General features: G+C 67.8%; 18 protein-coding genes. 11 read left to right on the top strand and 7 right to left on the bottom strand.

Features of this window, described 5'->3' with window-relative positions; genetic code table 11:
- Positions 1 to 228 precede the first annotated feature (228 nt).
- Positions 229 to 3084 carry an RNA polymerase-associated protein RapA gene (rapA, locus tag PcP3B5_RS07300; RefSeq protein ID WP_203228541.1) on the top strand — a complete coding sequence of 952 codons (2856 nt, stop codon included), beginning with the start codon at positions 229 to 231 and terminating at the stop codon, positions 3082 to 3084.
- A 717-nt stretch (positions 3085 to 3801) separates the two neighbouring features.
- Positions 3802 to 4251 (top strand): universal stress protein, encoded by a 450-nt coding sequence (locus PcP3B5_RS07295; protein ID WP_009620619.1) that lies wholly within the window; start codon positions 3802 to 3804, stop codon positions 4249 to 4251.
- An 84-nt stretch (positions 4252 to 4335) separates the two neighbouring features.
- Here PcP3B5_RS07295 and PcP3B5_RS07290 read toward each other — a convergent pair whose 3' ends face one another.
- The 3 genes from PcP3B5_RS07290 to PcP3B5_RS07280 all read right to left on the bottom strand — a co-directional run bounded on the left by PcP3B5_RS07290 (position 4336) and on the right by PcP3B5_RS07280 (position 7823).
- Positions 4336 to 6000: a phosphoethanolamine transferase gene (locus PcP3B5_RS07290; RefSeq protein WP_061560916.1), complete on the bottom strand. Its 1665-nt coding sequence runs from the start codon at positions 5998 to 6000 to the stop codon at positions 4336 to 4338.
- 132 nt (positions 6001 to 6132) lie between these two features.
- Positions 6133 to 6924, bottom strand: a complete 792-nt coding sequence (locus PcP3B5_RS07285) for a hydroxypyruvate isomerase family protein (protein ID WP_061560915.1) — start codon at positions 6922 to 6924, stop codon at positions 6133 to 6135.
- A gap of 11 nt (positions 6925 to 6935) precedes the next feature.
- Positions 6936 to 7823: an NAD(P)-dependent oxidoreductase gene (locus PcP3B5_RS07280; RefSeq protein WP_061560914.1), complete on the bottom strand. Its 888-nt coding sequence runs from the start codon at positions 7821 to 7823 to the stop codon at positions 6936 to 6938.
- Between the two features lie 166 nt (positions 7824 to 7989).
- On the opposite strand from PcP3B5_RS07280, the gene PcP3B5_RS07275 reads away from it, so the two are divergent.
- From PcP3B5_RS07275 to phnE, 4 genes are read left to right on the top strand one after another with little or no spacing between them, the layout of a single operon-like run.
- Entirely contained in the window at positions 7990 to 8847 is an 858-nt protein-coding gene (locus PcP3B5_RS07275; protein ID WP_061560913.1) for a putative selenate ABC transporter substrate-binding protein, read from the top strand.
- Positions 8844 to 9647: a phosphonate ABC transporter ATP-binding protein gene (locus PcP3B5_RS07270; RefSeq protein WP_009620628.1), complete on the top strand. Its 804-nt coding sequence runs from the start codon at positions 8844 to 8846 to the stop codon at positions 9645 to 9647. The genes PcP3B5_RS07275 and PcP3B5_RS07270 overlap by 4 nt, the downstream gene beginning before the upstream one ends.
- Entirely contained in the window at positions 9641 to 10462 is an 822-nt protein-coding gene (locus PcP3B5_RS07265) for a PhnE/PtxC family ABC transporter permease (protein WP_061560912.1), read from the top strand. Before PcP3B5_RS07270 ends, PcP3B5_RS07265 begins: the two co-directional genes overlap by 7 nt.
- Positions 10459 to 11241, top strand: coding sequence for a phosphonate ABC transporter, permease protein PhnE (gene phnE / locus PcP3B5_RS07260; RefSeq protein WP_061560911.1), 783 nt, complete (start codon positions 10459 to 10461; stop codon positions 11239 to 11241). Before PcP3B5_RS07265 ends, phnE begins: the two co-directional genes overlap by 4 nt.
- 421 nt (positions 11242 to 11662) lie before the next feature.
- Here the strand turns inward: phnE and PcP3B5_RS07255 are convergent, their stop codons facing one another.
- On the bottom strand, positions 11663 to 12028 hold the full coding sequence (locus PcP3B5_RS07255; RefSeq protein ID WP_009620632.1) for a DUF5064 family protein: 366 nt from the start codon (positions 12026 to 12028) through the stop codon (positions 11663 to 11665).
- 65 nt (positions 12029 to 12093) lie between these two features.
- Positions 12094 to 12411 carry a DUF2288 domain-containing protein gene (locus PcP3B5_RS07250; RefSeq protein WP_043272537.1) on the bottom strand — a complete coding sequence of 106 codons (318 nt, stop codon included), beginning with the start codon at positions 12409 to 12411 and terminating at the stop codon, positions 12094 to 12096.
- A gap of 304 nt (positions 12412 to 12715) precedes the next feature.
- Here PcP3B5_RS07250 and PcP3B5_RS07245 point away from each other — a divergent pair, with 304 nt between their 5' ends.
- The 5 genes from PcP3B5_RS07245 (at position 12716) to PcP3B5_RS07225 (ending at position 17596) form a co-directional block, all read left to right on the top strand.
- Complete coding sequence (locus tag PcP3B5_RS07245; protein WP_009620634.1) at positions 12716 to 13837, top strand: branched-chain amino acid ABC transporter substrate-binding protein; 1122 nt, start codon at positions 12716 to 12718, stop codon at positions 13835 to 13837.
- Between the two features lie 119 nt (positions 13838 to 13956).
- Entirely contained in the window at positions 13957 to 14877 is a 921-nt protein-coding gene (gene livH, locus PcP3B5_RS07240) for a high-affinity branched-chain amino acid ABC transporter permease LivH (RefSeq protein ID WP_009620635.1), read from the top strand.
- Positions 14874 to 16127, top strand: a complete 1254-nt coding sequence (locus PcP3B5_RS07235; RefSeq protein ID WP_058488743.1) for a high-affinity branched-chain amino acid ABC transporter permease LivM — start codon at positions 14874 to 14876, stop codon at positions 16125 to 16127. The genes livH and PcP3B5_RS07235 overlap by 4 nt, the downstream gene beginning before the upstream one ends.
- A complete protein-coding gene (livG, locus tag PcP3B5_RS07230; protein WP_009620637.1) occupies positions 16124 to 16891 on the top strand; it encodes a high-affinity branched-chain amino acid ABC transporter ATP-binding protein LivG in 768 nt (255 codons plus the stop codon). Before PcP3B5_RS07235 ends, livG begins: the two co-directional genes overlap by 4 nt.
- 3 nt (positions 16892 to 16894) lie before the next feature.
- On the top strand, positions 16895 to 17596 hold the full coding sequence (locus PcP3B5_RS07225) for an ATP-binding cassette domain-containing protein (protein ID WP_009620638.1): 702 nt from the start codon (positions 16895 to 16897) through the stop codon (positions 17594 to 17596).
- Positions 17597 to 17957: 361 nt separating this feature from the next.
- On the opposite strand, the gene PcP3B5_RS07220 is transcribed toward PcP3B5_RS07225, so the two are convergent.
- Both PcP3B5_RS07220 and PcP3B5_RS07215 read right to left on the bottom strand, forming a co-directional pair.
- Positions 17958 to 18647, bottom strand: coding sequence for a GntR family transcriptional regulator (locus PcP3B5_RS07220; RefSeq protein WP_061560910.1), 690 nt, complete (start codon positions 18645 to 18647; stop codon positions 17958 to 17960).
- A gap of 63 nt (positions 18648 to 18710) precedes the next feature.
- Positions 18711 to 19445: an SDR family NAD(P)-dependent oxidoreductase gene (locus PcP3B5_RS07215; protein WP_009620642.1), complete on the bottom strand. Its 735-nt coding sequence runs from the start codon at positions 19443 to 19445 to the stop codon at positions 18711 to 18713.
- Between the last annotated feature and the right edge of the window lie 93 nt (positions 19446 to 19538).

The following is a 19538-nucleotide window of genomic DNA, read 5'->3' as shown; positions in this document are numbered from 1 at the left end:
CTGTCGCTGGCTCCTCGCGGGCTTCAGGTTGTCGGCTGGCAGCGGCAGGCGCCGGGGCCGTCGCTACACTTCACGGAACAATCCGCATCCATCCCGGTCCTGGCCGGCGGCGCGGAGCCGGCGCAGGCCCATCGCCCCCCGAAGCGGCGATGCCACCCGGCCGCTGCGTGCGAACGGGCGTCGCTGAAAGCCGCGTGTTCCGTTACCATAGCCGGCTTTTTGCGGGAGGTGTCCATGGCGCAGTATCAACCGGGTCAACGCTGGATCAGCGACAGTGAAGCAGAATTGGGGCTGGGCACCATCCTGGCGCTCGACGGACGGCTGCTCACCGTGCTCTATCCGGCCACCGGGGATACCCGCCAGTACGCCGAACGCAACGCCCCGCTGACCCGCGTGCGCTTCGCCCCGGGCGACGAGGTGACGCACTTCGAAGGCTGGAAGATGACCGTCCGCGAGGTCGAGGAAGTCGACGGCCTGCTGGTCTACCACGGCATCAACTCGCACAACGATGCCAAGATACTCCCGGAAACCCAGCTGTCCAACTTCATCCAGTTCCGCCTGGCCAGCGACCGCCTGTTCGCCGGGCAGATCGACCCCATGCCCTGGTTCGCCCTGCGCTACCACACCCTGGAACACCGCACCCGCCTGCTGCAATCCTCGCTCTGGGGTCTGGGCGGCGCCCGCGCCCAGCCCATCGCGCACCAACTGCACATCGCCCGCGAGGTCGCCGACCGCATCGCCCCGCGCGTGCTGCTGGCCGACGAAGTGGGCCTGGGCAAGACCATCGAGGCGGGCTTGGTGATCCACCGCCAGCTGCTCTCCGGGCGCGCCAGCCGCGTGCTCATCCTGGTGCCGGAGAACCTGCAGCACCAGTGGCTGGTGGAGATGCGCCGGCGCTTCAACCTGGAAGTGGCGCTGTTCGACCGCGAGCGCTTCGCCGAGAGCGACGCCAGCAACCCCTTCGAGGACAGCCAGCTGGCCCTGGTGGCGCTGGAGTGGATCCGCGCCGACGAGCGCGCCCAGGACGCCCTGTGCGCCGCCGGCTGGGACCTGCTGGTGGTCGACGAGGCCCACCACCTGGTCTGGCATCCGGAGCAGGCCAGCCGCGAGTACCAGCTGGTGGAAACCCTGGCGCAGATCATCCCCGGCGTGCTGCTGCTCACCGCCACCCCGGAACAGCTGGGCCTGGACAGCCACTTCGCGCGCCTGCGCCTGCTCGACCCGGACCGCTTCCATGACCTGGAAGCCTTCCGCCGCGAGAGCAGCCAGTACCGCCCGGTCGCCGAGGCGGTGCAGGAACTGATCGACCACGGCCGCCTGTCCCCCATCGCGCGCGAGGCCATCCATGGCTTCCTCGGCGCAGCCGGCGACGAGCTGCTGGCCGCCGTCGAGAGTGGCGACGACGATGCCCGCGCGCGCCTGATCCGCGAACTGCTGGACCGCCACGGCACCGGCCGCGTGCTGTTCCGCAATACCCGCGCCGCGGTGCAGGGCTTCCCCGAACGCCAGTTGCACAGCTACCCGCTGCCCAACCCGGTGGAGTACATGGAACTGCCGGTCGGCGAACACCCGGACCTGTACCCGGAAGTGAGCTTCCAGGCGCAAGTCGACGACAACACCGACGAGAACGCCCGCTGGTGGCGCTTCGACCCGCGCGTGGAATGGCTGATCGACACCCTGAAGATGCTCAAGCAGTTCAAGGTGCTGGTGATCTGCGCCCACGCCGAGACCGCCCTGGACCTGGAAGACGCCCTGCGCCTGCGCTCGGGCATCCCGGCCACGGTGTTCCACGAGGGCATGAGCATCCTCGAGCGCGACCGCGCCGCGGCCTACTTCGCCGACGAGGAATTCGGCGCCCAGGTGCTGATCTGCTCGGAAATCGGCAGCGAAGGCCGCAACTTCCAGTTCGCCCACCACCTGGTGCTGTTCGACCTGCCGGCCCACCCGGACCAGTTGGAACAGCGCATCGGCCGCCTGGACCGCATCGGCCAGCGGCACACCATCCAGATCCACGTGCCGCACCTGGAGAACAGCCCGCAGGAGCGCCTGTTCCAGTGGTACCACCAGGCGCTCAACGCCTTCCTCGCCACCTGCCCCACCGGCAACGCCCTGCAGCACCGCTACGGCCCGCGCCTGGTGGAACTGCTCGAAGACGGCGACGACGACGCCTTCGCCGCCCTGCTCGAAGAAGGCCAGGCCGCGCGCCTGGCCCTGGAAGCGGAAATGCACAGCGGCCGCGACCGCCTGCTGGAGCTGAACTCCGGCGGCGCCGGCGAGGGCGAGGCGCTGGTGGAAGCGATCGAGGAACAGGACGACCAGTTCGCCCTGCCGATCTACATGGAGAAGCTGTTCGACACCTACGGCATCGACAGCGAGGACCACTCCGAGAATGCGCTGATCCTCAAGCCCAGCGAGAAGATGCTCGACGCCAGCTTCCCCCTGGGCGACGACGAGGGCGTGACCGTCACCTACGACCGCGCCCAGGCCCTGGCCCGCGAGGACATGCAGTTCCTCACCTGGGAGCACCCCATGGTGCAGGGCGGCATGGACCTGGTGCTGTCCGGCTCGCTGGGCAACACCTCGGTGGCGATCATCAAGAACAAGGCGCTCAAGCCCGGCACCGTGCTGCTGGAGATGCTCTTCGTCAGCGAGGCGGTGGCCCCGCGCAAGCTGCAGCTGGGCCGCTTCCTGCCGCCGGTGGCGCTGCGCTGCCTGCTCGACGCCAACGGCAACGACCTGGCCGCCCGGGTGGCCTTCGAGACGCTGCACGAGCAGTTGGAAAGCGTACCGCGCGCCAGCGCCAACAAGTTCGTCCAGGCCCAGCGCGACGTACTGGCCAAGCAGTTCGCCATCGGCGAGGCCAAGATCGCCCCGCGCCACGCCGAGCGCGTGGAGAAGGCCCGCCAGCAACTGGTGGCGAGCCTGGACGAGGAACTGGCGCGCCTGACCGCGCTCAAGCAGGTCAACCCCAGCGTGCGCGACAGCGAGCTGGAAGCCCTGCGCACCCAGCGCGACGAGAGCGTCGCCCTGCTGGACAAGGCCTCGCTGCGCCTGGAGGCGATCCGCGTGCTGGTCGCCGGCTGATCCTCGCCACGCCAAAGAGGCCGCCCCGGGAAACCGCGGCGGCCTTTTTCATGCCTGCCCAATTGGCGTCACCCCGTAGGAGCAACTGTCTTGCCGGCTGCGCCGAGGTGCTCTTCGTAGGATGGGTTGAGCTTGCGAAACCCATGCTGCCATGGCGATGGGTATCGCTTCGCTCAACCCATCCTACGGGGCTTCCCCACCCCCGCCATTCCCATGTAGGAGCGCGCCCTGCGCGCGAAATCGCGGGCAGGGCCCGCTCCTACAGGTCGCCGGGAAGCACGGCATGCCTCCCCGTAGCGGACCTTGTCCGCGATAGCCGGACGATCCGGCGCGATTCGCGGATGAGATCCTACGCTGCCCCACCCCCGCCATTCCCCTGTAGGAGCGCGCCCTGCGCGCGATTTCGCGGGCAGGGCCCGCTTACAGGTCGCCGGGAAGCACGGCATGCCTCCCCGTAGGAGCGGACCTTGTCCGGGATAGCCGGACGATCCGGCGCGATTCGCGGATGAGATCTACGCTGCCCCACCCCCGCCATTCCCCTGTAGGAGCGCGCCCTGCGCGCGAATCGCGGGCAGGGCCCGCGCTCCTACAACTCAGGCATTCCCCTCCCACCGCCGGCACATCCGCCCTCACGGTCTACTATTGACGCTGCGCAAGGGAATCCACCCCGGGGAGAGCTAGAGTTTTCCCACCAAGCCACTCATTGAGGGATACATCATGTACGAGCGCATTCTGGTAGCAGTGGACGGCAGCCCGGTTTCCGACCGCGCGCTGGGCGAGGCGGTCAAGCTGGCGCAACTGACTGGCGGCGAGCTGCGCGTCATCACCATCGTCGACAGCCCGCTGCGCCACCTGCCCGACTATGCCGTCTACTACAACCCCGAGCCGCTGCGCGAAGCCGCGCTGAAGGCCGCCGACGACGTGCTGGCCAAGGCCCGCGAGCAGGTCGGCGACAAGGTCAAGGCGAAGTTCGACCGTGTGTGCCAGGAGCGCGCCAGCGAGGAAGTCGCCGAGCGTATCGAGCTGGAGGCCGAGGACGCCAAGGCCGACGTGATCGTCATGGGCACCCATGGCCGCCGCGGCGTGCGCCGGCTGATGCTGGGCAGCGTGGCCGAGGGCCTGCTGCGCGTCAGCAACCGCCCGGTGCTGCTGGTCCGCGACAAGTAACGGCAACCCACGAAACGAAAAAGGCCGTGCGGGGTGACCCGCACGGCCTTTTTTTTTCACCTGGAACGCCCTGTAGGAGCGGCGTCATTCGCCCGCCGCCACCGCGTTGCCGCGGCAGGAGTGGAAGATGTCCAGGCCCGGCTGGTACAGGCTGGTGCGCACGTCCAGCAGGCCGAGCACCGAGTGGAACAGGTTGTCGTGGCTCAGGTCCTGCTCGTCGCGCTTGCCGGCCAGGCAGCCGCGGTCGATGCCCAGGTCGCGCAGGGTCGAGGGGCCGAACCACATCACCATGGGCACGTGGGTCTGCGCCGCCGGGGCAATGGCATAGGGCGCGGCGTGCAGGTACACGCCGTTCTCGCCCAGCGACTCGCCATGGTCGGAGACGTAGAGCATCGAGGTGTCGTACCTGTCGCTGTTCTTCTTCAGCAGCTCGATGACCTTCGACAGGAAGAAGTCGGTGTAGAGGATGGTGTTGTCGTAGACGTTCACCAGCTCGTCCTTCGAACAGCTGCCCAACTGGTTGGTGCGGCACACCGGCTTGAAGCGCTCCATGTCCGCCGGGTAGCGGTCGTAGTACTCCGGGCCGTGGCTGCCGTCGGCGTGCAGGACGATGATGGCGTTGTCCTTCAGGCCATCGATGTACGCCTGCAGGTCCTGCAGCAGGGCCTCGTCCAGGCAGCGGTTGCCATCGCAGAACGGCCCGGGCTGGTTCTTCGGGATGTCGCGGTGCGGCACGCGCAGGCAGGTGCCCTTGCAGTCGCTGTTGTTGTCCAGCCAGAGCACCTGCAGGCCGGCGCGCTGCAGCACGTCCAGCAGGCTCTCGTAGGTCTTGCCCTTCTTGTCGCTGTAGTCCTCGCGGGGGAACTTGGAGAACATGCAGGGTACCGAGACCGCGGTGGAAGTCCCGCAGGAATGCACCTGGGTGAAGTTGAGGATGTCCAGCTTCGCCAGCTCCGGGTTGGTCTGCCGGGCGTAGCCATTGAGCGAGAAGTGGTCGGCCCGCGCGGTCTCGCCGACCACGAAGACGAACAGCGACTTCTTCGCCCGCTGCGCGGCCTTGGCGCTCTGCACCGCGTCCTCGCCGATCTTCTGCACCACCAGGTCGGCCTTCTTGATGCCCAGGCGCTGCTTGCCGTACTTGCTCACGGCGTAGATGTAGTTGGTCGGGTTGATGAAGTGGGTCAGCTTGTCTTCCTCGCGGAAGATCGGCGCGTAGGTGGAATAGAAGCTACCCACCATCACCGCCACCGCGGCCACGCAGGCGAACACCACCAGCACCTTGTTCAGCAGCCCGCGCAGGAACGGCTTGTAGGCCACCGGCAGCGCCCAGACCAGCGCCGAGGGCAGCGCCCCGAGCAGCAGCAGGTAGGCCACCAGCCGGCCGCTGAACAGCGCCTCGGCCTCGCCCGGGTTGGTCTCGAAGACGTTCTGCACCATCACCGTGTCGATGGCGATGCCGTAGCTGTTCATGAAGTAGGCCGCGGCGGCCGAGCACAACGCTACCAGGGTCAGCGCCGGCTTGAGCAGCGGGCGGAACGACACCAGGGTCAGCAACAGGGTGAAGGCGGCCCAGAGGAAGACGCCGAAGGAAGCGAAGAAGGCGATGCGGTACGCCCCCTGCAGCGGCACCAGGCCATCCAGGGCCTTCCAGGTGGCGAGGTTGTAGAACAGCACCAGGGCCAGGGAAAACAGCAGGACCAGGCGGTTGGAACTGATGGTGGGTAACAGGCGGCGGTTGCCCTCGGACATCGAGGCACTCCTTGACTGGGCGCAGCGGAAAGAACGGCATCGCCCGCCGTCGCGGCGGGCGCGCCGAATCTACTGATCAGTTAGTCAAAAAAGTGTCAAATTTGCCACTGAATCGATACAACGTTTGTCGGCTCAGGCCGATTTCAGACGTTCCCGCCAAGCCGGCAACCAGCCCAGGCCAGCGCTGGTGGCGCCGACCGGGCGGTATTCGGCGCCCAGCCAACCGGCGTAGCCCTGGGCCCGCAGGGCCGCCAGCGCCGGCTCGAAATCCAGTTCGCCGCTGCCCGGCTCGCCGCGCTCGGGGGCGTCGGCGAACTGCACGTGGCCGATATGCCCTTGCAGCTGGCGCACGCAGTCGGCCAGGTCCAGGCCCATGCGCGCCATGTGGTAGAAGTCCAGCTGCGCCGCCAGGTTCGAGTGGCCGACGCGCGCCAGCATGTCCAGCAGATGCTGCGGGGTGTTGAGCAGGAAGCCGGGCATGTCGTGCAGGTTGATCGCCTCCATCAGCACCGCGATGCCGCGCCCGGCGAAGGCCTCGGCGGTCTGCCGCAGGTGTTCGGCCAGCAGCGCCAGCGCCTGCTCGCGTTCGACGCCCTCGGCCAGGCGCCCGGCCAGCACGTTGACCTTCTGCGGCCGCAGCACCTCGGCGTACTCCAGGGCCTGGCGCAGCCCGGCGGCGAACTGCACCTCGCGCCCCGGCACCGCGGCCAGCCCGGCGCCGCCCTGCATCAGGTCGCCGGCCGGCAGATTGAACAGCACCAGCGGCAGGCCACTGCGCTGCAGCTCGGCCTGCAATGCCGCGGCCGGCACCTCGTAGGGAAACTGGATCTCCACCCCGGCGAAACCGGCCTCGGCGGCGGCGCGCACGCGCTCGATCAGCGGCAGTTCGGTGAACAACAGGGACAGGTTGGCGCAGATCGGCATGGCGGCTTTCCTCAATCGCGGGGTTGGCGGTACTGCTCGACCAGGGTGGCCGGGTCGTGCTCCAGGTGGCCCTGGCTGCCGTGCAGGCGCATCAGCTGCGCGGCCAGGCCGCTCATGGGCGTGGCCGAGCCCTGCTCGCGGGCCAGCTTCACCGCGGTGTCCAGGTCCTTGAGCAGGGTGCGCACGTGCCACTTGATGGGTTCGAAGCGGCTCTCGGCCATCTGCGGGGCGAGGATCTGCAAGGGCTTGGAATCGGCGAAACCGCCGGCCAGGGCCGGGGCGATCAGGCTGGCGTCGACCCCGGCGCTCTCCGCCAGGGCCACCACTTCGGCGATCACCAGGGCGTTGCAGGCGACGATCATCTGGTTGCACACCTTGGTCACCTGGCCGGCGCCGACCTCGCCCATGCGCGTCAGGCGCTGGCCGAGGTGGGCGAGGACGGGGCGGACGCGCTCGATGTCCTCCACCCGGCCGCCGGCCATTATCGCCAGGCTGCCGGCCTCGGCGCCCGGGGTGCCGCCGGAAACCGGCGCATCGATCCAGCGCATGCCGCTGCGGGCTTCCAGCTCGGCGGCCATCTCGCGGGTGGCGGCCGGTTCCAGGCTGGAGAAGTCCACCAGCAACTGCCCCGGTTTCGCCCCTTCGACGATGCCGCCGGGGCCGAACACCACCTCGCGCACGGCGGCGGTGTCGGCCAGGCAGAGCATGACGATCCCGGCATCCGCGCACAGCTGCGCGGGGCTCTGCGCGGCGCGGGCGCCCTCCCCGGCCAGCAGCTCGCGCTTGGCGGCGGAGCGGTTCCACACGGTCAACGGGTAGCCGGCGGCCAGCAGGCGGCGGCTCATGGGCACGCCCATCAGGCCGAGGCCGGCGAAGGCAATGGAGGGCAAGGCAGACATGGATGGCTCCTGTCGGGCAAAATGGCGGGCACGGGGACGGCCATCTTAACCGTCCACCGCCGCCTTCGCCGAGCCTGCGAGCCCGCCGTGGTCATTTCCACGCGCACCGGCAGACCGCCACTATACTTCCCAGGCTTTTTCCGCTATTGAACCGGAGACTGCTCCCATGCTGAAACGCACCCTGGCGCTCGCCGCCTGCTTTGCGCTGTCCCTTTCCGCCAGCTTCACCCAGGCCGAAACCCTGAAGGAACTCAAGGTCTCGGCGATCCCCGACGAAGCCCCCACCGAGCTGTTGCGCAAGTTCAAGCCGCTGGGCGAATACCTGCAGGAACGCCTGGGCATGCCGGTGAAGTTCATCCCGGTGTCCGACTATGCCGGCGTGGTCGAGGCCCTGGCCGCCGACCGCCTGGACATGGCCTGGCTGGGCGGCTTCACCTTCGTCCAGGCGCGGCTGAAGACCGGCAACGCCATTCCGCTGGTGCAGCGCGAGCAGGACCAGCAGTTCACCAGCAAATTCATCAGCGCCGACCCGCACGTGAAGTCGCTGCAGGACCTCAAGGGCAAGACCTTCGCCTTCGGCTCGGTATCCTCCACCTCCGGCAGCCTGATGCCGCGCTACTTCATGCAGAAGGACGGCATCGTCCCCGAGCAGTTCTTCTCCCGCGTGGCCTACTCCGGCGCCCACGACGCCACCGTGGCCTGGGTCCAGGCCGGCAAGGTGGACGCCGGCGTGCTCAACGCCTCGGTGTGGCAGAAGCTGGTGGACGCCGGCAAGGTCGACACCAATAAAGTGAAGGTCTTCGCCACCACCCCGACCTACTACGACTACAACTGGACCGTGCGCGGCAACCTCGACCCGGCCCTGGCCGAGAAGATCAAGCAGGCCTTCCTCGACCTCGACCCGAGCAAGCCGCGCGACAAGGCCATCCTCGACCTGCAGGCGGCCAGCCGCTTCATCGAGACCAAGCCCGAGAACTACAAGGGCATCGAGGAGTCGGCCCGAGCCGCCGGCCTGTTGAAGTGAGCCTGCGCCTGACCGGCGTGGAGCACCAGCACGCCAACGGCCAGCGCGCCCTCGCCGGCATCGACCTGAGCGTCGAGGCCGGCGAGCGGGTGGCGATCATCGGCCCCTCGGGCGCCGGCAAGACCACCCTGCTGCGCGTGCTGGCCACCGCGCTGAAGCCCAGCCATGGCGAGATCGAACTGCTCGGCAGCCAGCCCTGGCGCCTGGGCGCCCGGGCCCGCCAGCGTCTGCGCGCGCGCATCGGCCTGATCCACCAGGCGCCGCCGCTGCCGCCGCGCCAGCGGGTGGTCAACGCCGTGCTGGCCGGGCGCCTCGGCCAGTGGCCGCTGTGGAAGAGCCTGGCCAGCCTGCTCTACCCGCTGGACATCGACGGCGCCCGCGAGGCCCTGCGCAGCCTGGACCTGGCCGACAAGCTGTTCCAGCGCTGCGACCAGCTTTCCGGCGGCCAGCTGCAGCGCGTCGGCATCGCCCGCGCGCTGTACCAGCAGCCGCAGCTGCTGCTGGCCGACGAGCCGGTCTCGGCGATGGACCCGGTGCTCGCCGGGCACACCCTCGACCTGCTCACCCGCGAGGCCGCCAACCGTGGCCTGACGCTGCTGGCCAGCCTGCACGCGGTGGACCTGGCCCTGGCGCACTTCCCGCGCATCGTCGGCATCCGCGACGGCCGCATCGTCTTCGACAAGCCGGCCGCCAGCGTCAGCCCGGACGACCTGCAGCAGCTCTACGCCAACGAGCAACTGAGCCTGGATGCTCCGGCGCCGGTCGAGCCCCTGCACGTGGTGCAGATCCCGCGATGCTGAAACCCCGCGACCCCGCCGCCCTGCCGCGGCTGCTGCTGACCGCTCTGGCGCTGCTGTTGCTGTGGCCCGGCCTGCGCCTGAGCGAACTGGACATCCCCGGCCTGTTCACTGGCGACAACGCGCGCACCATGGCCGGCTTCCTCGCCGGCTTCTGGCCGCCGGCCCACGACGCCGAATTCCTCGCCATCCTCGGCCGCGCCACCCTGGAAACCCTGGCCATCGCCACCGCCGGCATGGCCCTGGCCTGGCTGATCGCCTTCCCCGCCGCGCTGCTGGCCACCCGCGCGCTATCGCTGTCCGCCCTGCCCCGCGGCGGCCTGCCGGCCTGGTGGGCGCGCGCCCTGCGCTGGCCGGTGCGGCTGCTGCTGATCGTGCTGCGCAGCATCCCGGAAATCGTCTGGGCGCTGCTGTTCGTCCGCGCCGTCGGCCTGGGCCCCACTGCCGGCGTCATGGCCATCGCCATCACCTACGGCGGCATGCTCGGCAAGGTCTACGCGGAAATCTTCGAATCGGTGGACCCGCGCCCCACCCGCGCGCTGCTGCTGGGCGGCGGCTCGCGCCTGGGCGCCTTCGCCTACGGCCTGCTGCCCCAGGCGGCGAGCGAGATGATCTCCTACACCGTGTACCGCTGGGAGTGCGCCATCCGCGCCTCGGTGGTCATGGGCTTCGTCGGCGCCGGCGGGCTCGGCCAGCAGGTCGACCTGTCGCTGCGCATGTTCGCCGGCGGCGAGGTGGCGAGCATCCTGCTGACCTTCCTGCTGCTGGTGCTGGGCGCCGACCAGCTCAGCCGCTTCCTGCGCCGGAGGCTGGAATGAACCGCGCCCGCGCCGGCCTCTTGCGCGCCATCGGCTGGAGCCTGGCGATCCTGCTCGCGGTGGCGGCCTCCTTCGTCTACCTGCAAGTCGACAGCGACGGCCTGCTCAGCGGCGAAGGGCTGCGGCAGATGCTCGGCTACGCCCGCGACTTCTTCCCGCCGGACCTGTCCGCCACGCACCTGAGCGCGGTGGGCCGCGGCGCCCTGGAAACCCTGGCCATGTCGGCCCTGGGCACATTGCTCGCGGCGCTGCTGGGGATGCTCTTCGCCCTGCCGGCCGCCGGCCGCTTCGGCGCCGCCGCGCAGAGCCTGGCGCGCTTCGTCCTCAACGCCCTGCGCGCGGTGCCGGAACTGGTATGGGGCGCGCTCATGGTGCTGGCCGCGGGCCTGGGCCCCAACGCCGGCACCCTGGCCCTGGCCCTGCACACCGGCGGCGTGCTCGGCCGGCTGTTCGCCGAAGCCCTGGAAAACACCCCGGCCGAACCCGCCGAGGCCCTGCGCCTGGGCGGCAGCGGGCGGGTCGCCGCCTTCGCCTACGGCACCCTGCCGGCGGTCTGGCCGCAGCTGGTGGCCTACATCCTCTACCGCTGGGAGAACAACATCCGCATGGCCAGCGTGCTCGGCTTCGTCGGCGCCGGCGGCCTGGGGCAGATGCTCTACTTCAGCCTCAGCCTGTTCCAGCAGGCCCAGGCGGCCACGGTGATCCTCGCCATGCTGGTGCTGGTGCTGGGCGTCGACAGCCTCAGCGCCTGGGCGCGGCAGCGGTGGGTCAGCGCCTGACAACCTACGGCGTTATCCGCCGAATCGCGGACGGAGTCCGCTCCTACCGCATGAGCGAGCATGGCTTTTCGTAGGATGGTGTTGAGCTTGCGAAACCCATGCGGTTGCGGTGATGGGTATCGCTTCGCTCAACACCATCCTACGACGGTGTTTCTCCTGCGCCTTGCGGGAGACGCCGTCCGCGGTTACCGGTGGCAACCCAGCGGTTTCGCGCCCATGAAAAAGCCCGGCACACCAGGCTGTGTGAAAACCTCCGGATCGGTCCAGCTGGTTAAAAAACAACCTGGATTTCGCGTTTCTACGCGGATTCTGGGTTGGCTGAATAGCCAAGCCTTTTCAGATTTCACGTAGGAACGCACTCTTCGAAGAGCCGCTCGGGTTTTCACACAGCCTGACACGCCGGGCTTCTTCGTATCGCGGCTCACTCGCCGCCATGGAGCACCTTGTCCAGGTCCACCGGGTCGCCCGGTTGGGTGCCCAGCTTGACGCGGATGTCCTCGAACATCGCATCGTATTCCTTGTGGATACGCACGATCGGCCCGAAGCGCGGGTGCAGGCCATGCTTCTGCGCAATGCGGGTGGCATCGCTGGCGAAGTTGAAGGCCTGGTCCTTGGGCATGTCGAACTCTTCCTTGAAGGCATTGCCGTCGATGCTGCCGTCCATGGTGAAGTGGACGTAGGCGCCCTTCTCGGCGTCGTGGCGAATCTCGTAGTACAGGTTGATATCCAGCGCCTGCTGGTCAAGGCCCGGCAGGGCGTGAAGATGCAGGTGACCAGGCTCGAACATGACGTGACTCCTTGCAGTGGTCACGCAAGTCTAGCTCGCCTGCGGGCAACGCAAGCCGCCCCGGGTCAATGCAGCGTGTTTTTTTCCGCACGCTCCTGAACCAGCACCCAGGGCGCCACCACCACCGCCCACAGCTGCGGGTCGCGCTCCAGGAAGTCGCGGGCGCGGGCCTCGTCGACCCGCGCCAGGTCGCCGCTGGCCAGCCAGGCGGCGACCTTCTGGCGGTCGTCCTCGGCCACGGCCTGCGCGGCCTCCACCAGGTCGACGGCCTCGCCCACCTGCAGCAGGGCGCCGCGGGCGAAGAACGGCTGCAGCTCCTGCCAGGAAATCATCGCGGTCTCGCCGAGCAGCTTGGCATAGAGGGTGCTAGTTTGTTCAGTCATGGTACTCACCGGGAAATCAGGCGGCGCCATGATACCGCCCGGTCGTCGCCAGGCAAGTTTCCCGGGAGTTGCGCGGGGGTGGATGTGACCAAAGGAGGGCTACTGGCACAACGCCGTTTTTCTATACGTTTGTTTCGTCTTTGCGACATGGGGCGAAACGCCCCGCCGCCAGCGGCTTTTCAAGCGGCGAAGCGGCACTCTACACTGTACCGGTACAGTTGCCGGCGGCTTCCCCCGGGCGCAAAGCCCGTCGAACCGCGGCCACGAACCACAAGAACGAAAACACAAGAAAGAGTGGAGCATTATGAAAAAGGGTACCCAACGTCTTTCCAAACTGTTGACCGCCATGGCCCTGGCCGGCGTCGCCAGCTATTCGATGGCCGCCGATACCATCAAGATCGCCCTGGCCGGTCCGGTGACCGGTGCGGTCGCCCAGTACGGGGAGATGGAGTTCGTCGGCGCCAAGATGGCCATCGAACAGATCAACAAGGCCGGCGGCGTCGACGGCAAGCAGCTCGAAGGCGTGGTCTACGATGACGCCTGCGATCCGAAGCAGGCCGTGGCGGTCGCCAACAAGATCGTCAACGACGGCGTCAAGTTCGTCGTCGGCCACCTGTGCTCCAGCTCCACTCAGCCGGCCTCGGACATCTACGAGGACGAAGGCGTCCTGATGATCTCCCCGGCCTCCACCAGCCCGGACATCACCAGCCGCGGCTACAAGCTGATCTTCCGCACCATCGGCCTGGACAACATGCAGGGCCCGACCGCCGGCAAGTTCATCGCCGAGCACGTCAAGCCGAAGATCGTCGCGGTCATCCACGACAAGCAGCAGTACGGCGAAGGCATCGCCACCGCGGTCAAGAAGACCCTGGAAGACGCCGGCGTGAAAGTCGCCCTGTTCGAAGGCATCAACGCCGGCGACAAGGACTTCTCCTCGCTGATCGCCAAGCTCAAGCAGGCCAAGGTCGACTTCGTCTACTACGGCGGCTACCACCCGGAACTGGGCCTGCTGCTGCGCCAGACTTCCGAGAAAGGCCTGAAAGTCGGCTTCATGGGCCCGGAAGGCGTCGGCAACAAGGAAATCTCCGCCATCGCAGGCCCCGCTTCCGAAGGCCTGTACGTGACCCTGCCGAAGTCCTTCGACCAGGATCCGAAGAACCAGGCCCTGGTCGCCGCCTTCAAGGCCAAGAACCAGGACCCGAGCGGCCCGTTCGTGTTCCCGGCCTACGCCGCCGTGCAGGTCATCGCCGACGGCATCAAGAAAGCCGGCAGCGAAGATACCGAAAAGGTCGCCGCCGCCCTGCGCAGCAACACCTTCGACACGCCCACCGGCGCCCTGGCCTTCGACGAGAAGGGCGACCTGAAGAACTTCAACTTCGTGGTCTACCAGTGGCACAAGGACGGCACCAAGACCGAAGTCAAATAAGGTCTGCCGCCTGAGGTCCAGAGCCCACTGCGCCCGCAGTGGGCTTTGTTTATTCCGCGTATTCCGGGGGTCCGTCGCGCCACAAGCGCCGCTTCACGCGACGCCCGAGGAGTTAGGTGATGCCTGAGCTCTATCACTACCTGCAACAGCTGGTCAACGGCCTTACCGTTGGCAGCACCTATGCCCTGATCGCCATCGGCTACACCATGGTCTACGGCATCATCGGCATGATCAACTTCGCCCATGGCGAGGTCTACATGATCGGCTCGTACGTAGCCTTCATCGTGATCACCGGCCTGGCCATGATGGGGATCGTCAGCCTGCCGATCGTCATCTTCTGCACCTTCGCCGCCGCCATCATCGTCACCAGCGCCTATGGCTACAGCATCGAACGGATCGCCTACCGCCCGCTGCGCGGCAGCAACCGGCTGATCCCGCTGATCTCGGCCATCGGCATGTCGATCTTCCTGCAGAACGAGGTCCTGCTCGCCCAGGATTCCAAGGACAAGGCCATCCCCAACCTGCTGCCGGGGAACTTCGTCTTCGGCGATCCCACCTACGGGGTGACCGTCTCGTACATGCAGGTGCTGATCTTCATCGTCACCCTGCTGGCCATGTACGGCCTCAGCCTGTTCATCTCCCGTTCCCGCCTGGGCCGCGCCTGCCGCGCCTGCGCCGAGGACATCAAGATGGCCAACCTGCTGGGGATCAACACCAACAACATCATCGCCCTGACCTTCGTCATCGGCGCCACCCTGGCCGCCGTGGCCGCGGTGCTGCTGGGCCTGCAGTACGGCGTGATCAACCCGAACATCGGCTTCCTCGCCGGCATCAAGGCCTTCACCGCCGCGGTGCTCGGTGGCATCGGCAGCATCCCGGGCGCCATGCTCGGCGGCCTGGTGCTGGGCGTCGCCGAAGCCTTCGGCGCCGACGTGTTCGGCGACCAGTACAAGGACGTGGTGGCCTTCAGCCTGCTGGTCCTGGTGCTGCTGTTCCGCCCCACCGGTCTGCTCGGTCGTCCGGAGGTGGAGAAGGTATGAACAAGCGACTCAAGACGGCTTTCTTCAGCGCCCTGCTGGTGCTGGCGGTGGCCTACCCGATCCTCGGCCTGAAACTCAGCGTCATCGGCATCGGCCTGCAGCTGGAAGGCGTCAGCCCCAGCACCCTGTGGACCATCGCCGCGTGCGCCGTGGCCATGTTCGTCTGGCAACTGGTGCGCGATCGCTTCAGCTTCAGCCGTGGCCGTACCCTGCACATGGGCGAGAACAACTTCCTGTACCGCTCGCTGACGCAGCCTTCGGTGCAGCGCAAGGTGATCATCGTGATGATCCTGGTCGCCCTGGCCTGGCCCTTCTGGGGCTCGCGCGGGGCGGTGGACATCGCCACCCTGGTGCTGATCTACGTGCTGCTGGGCCTGGGCCTGAACATCGTGGTGGGCCTCGCCGGCCTGCTCGACCTGGGCTACGTCGGCTTCTACGCCGTGGGCGCCTACAGCTACGCGCTGCTCTCGCACTACTACGGCCTGGGCTTCTGGACCTGCCTGCCGATCGCCGGGGCGATGGCCGCGCTGTTCGGCTTCCTGCTCGGTTTCCCGGTGCTGCGCCTGCGCGGCGACTACCTGGCGATCGTGACCCTGGGCTTCGGCGAGATCATCCGCGTGCTGCTGCGCAACCTCACCGGCCTGACCGGCGGCCCCAACGGCATCAGCAGCATCGAGAAGCCCACCCTGCTCGGCCTGACCTTCGAGCGCCGCGCCCCCGAGGGCATGCAGACCTTCCACGAGTTCTTCGGCATCGCCTACAACTCCAACTACAAGGTCGTGTTCCTCTACCTGGTGGCGCTGCTGCTGGTGCTGCTGGTGCTGTTCGTCATCAACCGCCTGCTGCGCATGCCCCTGGGCCGCGCCTGGGAAGCGCTGCGCGAAGACGAGATCGCCTGCCGCGCGCTGGGCCTGAACCCGACCATCATCAAGCTCTCCGCCTTCACCCTCGGCGCCTGCTTCGCCGGGTTCGCCGGCAGCTTCTTCGCCGCGCGCCAGGGCCTGGTGACCCCGGAGTCGTTCACCTTCATCGAGTCGGCCACTATCCTCGCCATCGTCGTCCTCGGCGGAATGGGCTCGCAGCTGGGCGTGATCCTCGCCGCCGTGGTGATGATCCTGCTGCCCGAGCTGATGCGCGAGTTCAGCGAGTACCGCATGTTGATGTTCGGCGCCATCATGGTGCTGATGATGATCTGGCGTCCGCAGGGCCTGCTGCCGATGCAGCGCCCGCACCTGGAGTTGCGTAAATGAGTCGACCGATTCTTGAAGTATCCGGCCTGACCATGCGCTTCGGCGGCCTGCTGGCCGTCAACGGCGTCGCGCTCAAGGTCGAGGAAAAGCAGGTGGTCTCGATGATCGGCCCCAACGGTGCCGGCAAGACCACCGTGTTCAACTGCCTGACCGGCTTCTACCAGCCCACCGGCGGGCAGATCCTGCTGCGCGGCGAGCCCATCCAGGGCCTGCCGGGCCACAAGATCGCCCACCGCGGCGTGGTGCGCACCTTCCAGAACGTCCGCCTGTTCAAGGAAATGACCGCGGTGGAGAACCTGCTGGTGGCCCAGCACCGCCACATCAACACCAACTTCTTCGCCGGCCTGCTGAAGACCCCCGGGTTCCGCCGCGCCGAGGCCGAGGCGCTGGACTACGCGGCGCATTGGCTGGAAGTGGTCAACCTCAAGGACGTCGCCAACCGCCCGGCCGGCACCCTGGCCTACGGCCAGCAGCGCCGCCTGGAGATCGCCCGCTGCATGATGACGCGCCCGCAGATCCTCATGCTCGACGAGCCGGCCGCCGGCCTCAACCCGCGCGAGACCGAGGACCTCAAGGCGCTGATCGCCATGCTGCGCGCCGAGCACGGCGTGACCGTGCTGCTGATCGAGCACGACATGAAGCTGGTGATGAGCATTTCCGACCACATCTACGTGATCAACCAGGGCACGCCCCTGGCCGACGGTACCCCGGAGCAGATCCGCGACAATCCGGACGTGATCAAAGCCTATCTGGGGGAGGCCTGAGCCATGCTGAAGTTCGACAAGGTCTCCACCTTCTACGGCAAGATCCAGGCCCTGCACGAGGTCAGCCTGGAAGTGCAGCAGGGCGAGATCGTCACCCTGATCGGCGCCAACGGCGCCGGCAAGTCGACCCTGCTGATGACCCTCTGCGGCTCGCCGCGGGCGGCCTCCGGCAGCATCAAGTACCTCGGCGAGGAACTGGTCGGCCAGGAGTCTTCGCACATCATGCGCAAGAGCATCGCGGTGGTCCCCGAAGGCCGCCGGGTGTTCGCCCGCCTGACCGTCGAGGAAAACCTGGCCATGGGCGGTTTCTTCACCAGCAAGGGCGACTACCAGGAGCAGATGGACCGCGTCCTGGGCCTGTTCCCGCGCCTGAAGGAACGCTTCAGCCAGCGCGGCGGCACCATGTCCGGCGGCGAGCAGCAGATGCTCGCCATCGGCCGCGCGCTGATGAGCAAGCCCAAGCTGCTGCTGCTCGACGAGCCATCCCTGGGCCTGGCGCCGATCATCATCCAGCAGATCTTCGACATCATCGAACAGCTGCGCAGCGAAGGCGTGACCGTCTTCCTCGTCGAGCAGAACGCCAACCAGGCGCTGAAGCTCGCCGACCGCGGCTACGTGCTGGAGAACGGCCACATCGTGATGCAGGACACCGGCGCCAACCTGCTGGTCAACCCCAAGGTGCGCGACGCCTACCTGGGGGGTTGAGCCTCTTGCGGCAAGAGAAAACGGCCCTTCGGGGCCGTTTTTCTTTGGCTCTTCGCAGGATGGGTCGAGTCCTGGCGATGGGTATCGCTTCGCTCAACCCATCCTACGACTGCGCCCTCTGCGGAGCTGCGAAAACGGCAGGATGAAACCTCCCTCCCCGGTCGCACGGACAGCCCCCTCTCCCGCTTGCGGGAGAGGGTTGGGGAAAGGGAGCGGAGTCAATCCGAAACACAGTTGCCGCCGGTAAACACCGTTCGCGAGTAGGAGCGGACCTTGTCCGCGATAGCCGGCCCCACCGGCGCGGTTCGCGGATGAGATCCGCTCCTACGCGGCCCCACCCGCGCCATTCCCATGGGGGGATTCACCCCGCCGCCCGCGCCTCGTCCTCTTCGCGCTGGGCGAGGAACTCCAGCATCTTCTGGCTGCCGTCGGTGAGGTCGGCGCAGATGGCTGCGCGGGCTGCCACGCCATCGCCTTGCTGCAGCGCGTGCAGCACTTCCCAGTGGTGCTCCACCGCCATGCGTTCGTTGAAGCTGCCGTAGGTCCGCGCGATCAGCGGCCCGGTGCGCATCCACAGGCTGTCGAGGAAGCCCTTGAGCAGCGGCATGCCGGCGATCTCGGCGAGGGCGAAGTGGAAGGCCTGGTTGAGCTTGAGCGCCGCCACCAGGTCGTCGGCGTGGATGGCCGCGAGGTTGTCGCGGATGTTCTTCTCCAGCATCGCCAGTTGCGCGGGCGTGACGCGGCTGGCCGCGGTCTCGGCGGCCAGGCCCTCCAGGGCCACGCGGATGCTGCGGATTTCCAGGTATTGCTCGCGGCTCAGCACCGGCACGCGGATGTCCCGCGGCGTGCGCAGCACCAGGGCCTGCTCCTTGGCCAGTTGCAGGATGGCGTCGCGCACCGGCGTCACGCTGGTGCCCAGTTGCTGCGCCAGGTCGCGGATGCGCAGGCGGTCGTCGGGCTGGAAGCGTCCGGTGATCAGCGCCTCGCGCAGCAGCGCGTAGACGCCGCTGCCCAGGTAGGCGTGGTTGAGGCCGTCGATGGGGTAGTTCATGGGCTCCTCGCAGGTTCCGGGCGCGATGATGCGGTGCTGGCCGGCGAATTGCCAGCCACCGGCTCAGACGTGCTGGCCGCCGTTGACGTGGATTTCCGCGCCGTTCACGTACGAAGCCCCCTGGGTGCAGAGGAAGTGGATCAGCGAGGCGACCTCCTCCGGCTTGCCCAGGCGGTGCATGGGGATGTCGCGCTCGACGATCAGTTCGGTGCCCGACGACAGGATCGAAGTATCGATTTCCCCCGGCGCAATGGCGTTCACCCGCACGCCGTGGCGGCCGAAGTCGTAGGCCATCTCGCGGGTCAGCGCCGCCAGCGCGGCCTTGGACGAGGCATAGGCGACGCCGGCGAAGGGGTGCACCCGCGAGCCGGCGATGGAGGTGACGTTGATGATGCTGCCCTGGGCCGCCTTCAGCTCCTCGAACAGCCCGCGGGCCAGCAGCGCGGTGGAGAACAGGTTGACGTTGAACACCTTCAGCCAGGTGCCGTAGTCGCTCTCCAGCACGCCCATGCGCTGGCCTTCCGGGCCCTTGGGCGAAATGCCGGCGTTGTTCACCAGGGCGTCCAGGCGACCGCCGAGCTTCTCGCGGATGGCTGGCAGGGCGGCCTCGACGCTGGCGATGTCCTCGAGGTCCAGATGGATGTGGTTGAGCAGCCCCTCGGCCCAGGGGCATTCGGCCACCCAGTCCTGGCGCGAGGCGGTGAACACGCGCCAGCCGGCGGCGTTGAAGTGCTTCACGGTGGCGTGGCCGATGCCGCGGCTGGCGCCGGTGAGCAGCAGGGTCCTGGGTTCGCTCATGTGCGTGTCCATCCATTCGGGCTTGCGGAGTGCGTTCGATGATGACGCAATCGGCCACCGAATAAAATATGATGCATCATATTTTCTTTATGC

Origin of the sequence: Pseudomonas citronellolis, assembly GCF_001586155.1 — a bacterium.
Taxonomy (GTDB): domain Bacteria; phylum Pseudomonadota; class Gammaproteobacteria; order Pseudomonadales; family Pseudomonadaceae; genus Pseudomonas; species Pseudomonas citronellolis.
Note: the sequence above shows the minus strand (reverse complement) of the source record. Positions and strands in the feature narration are given on the sequence as shown.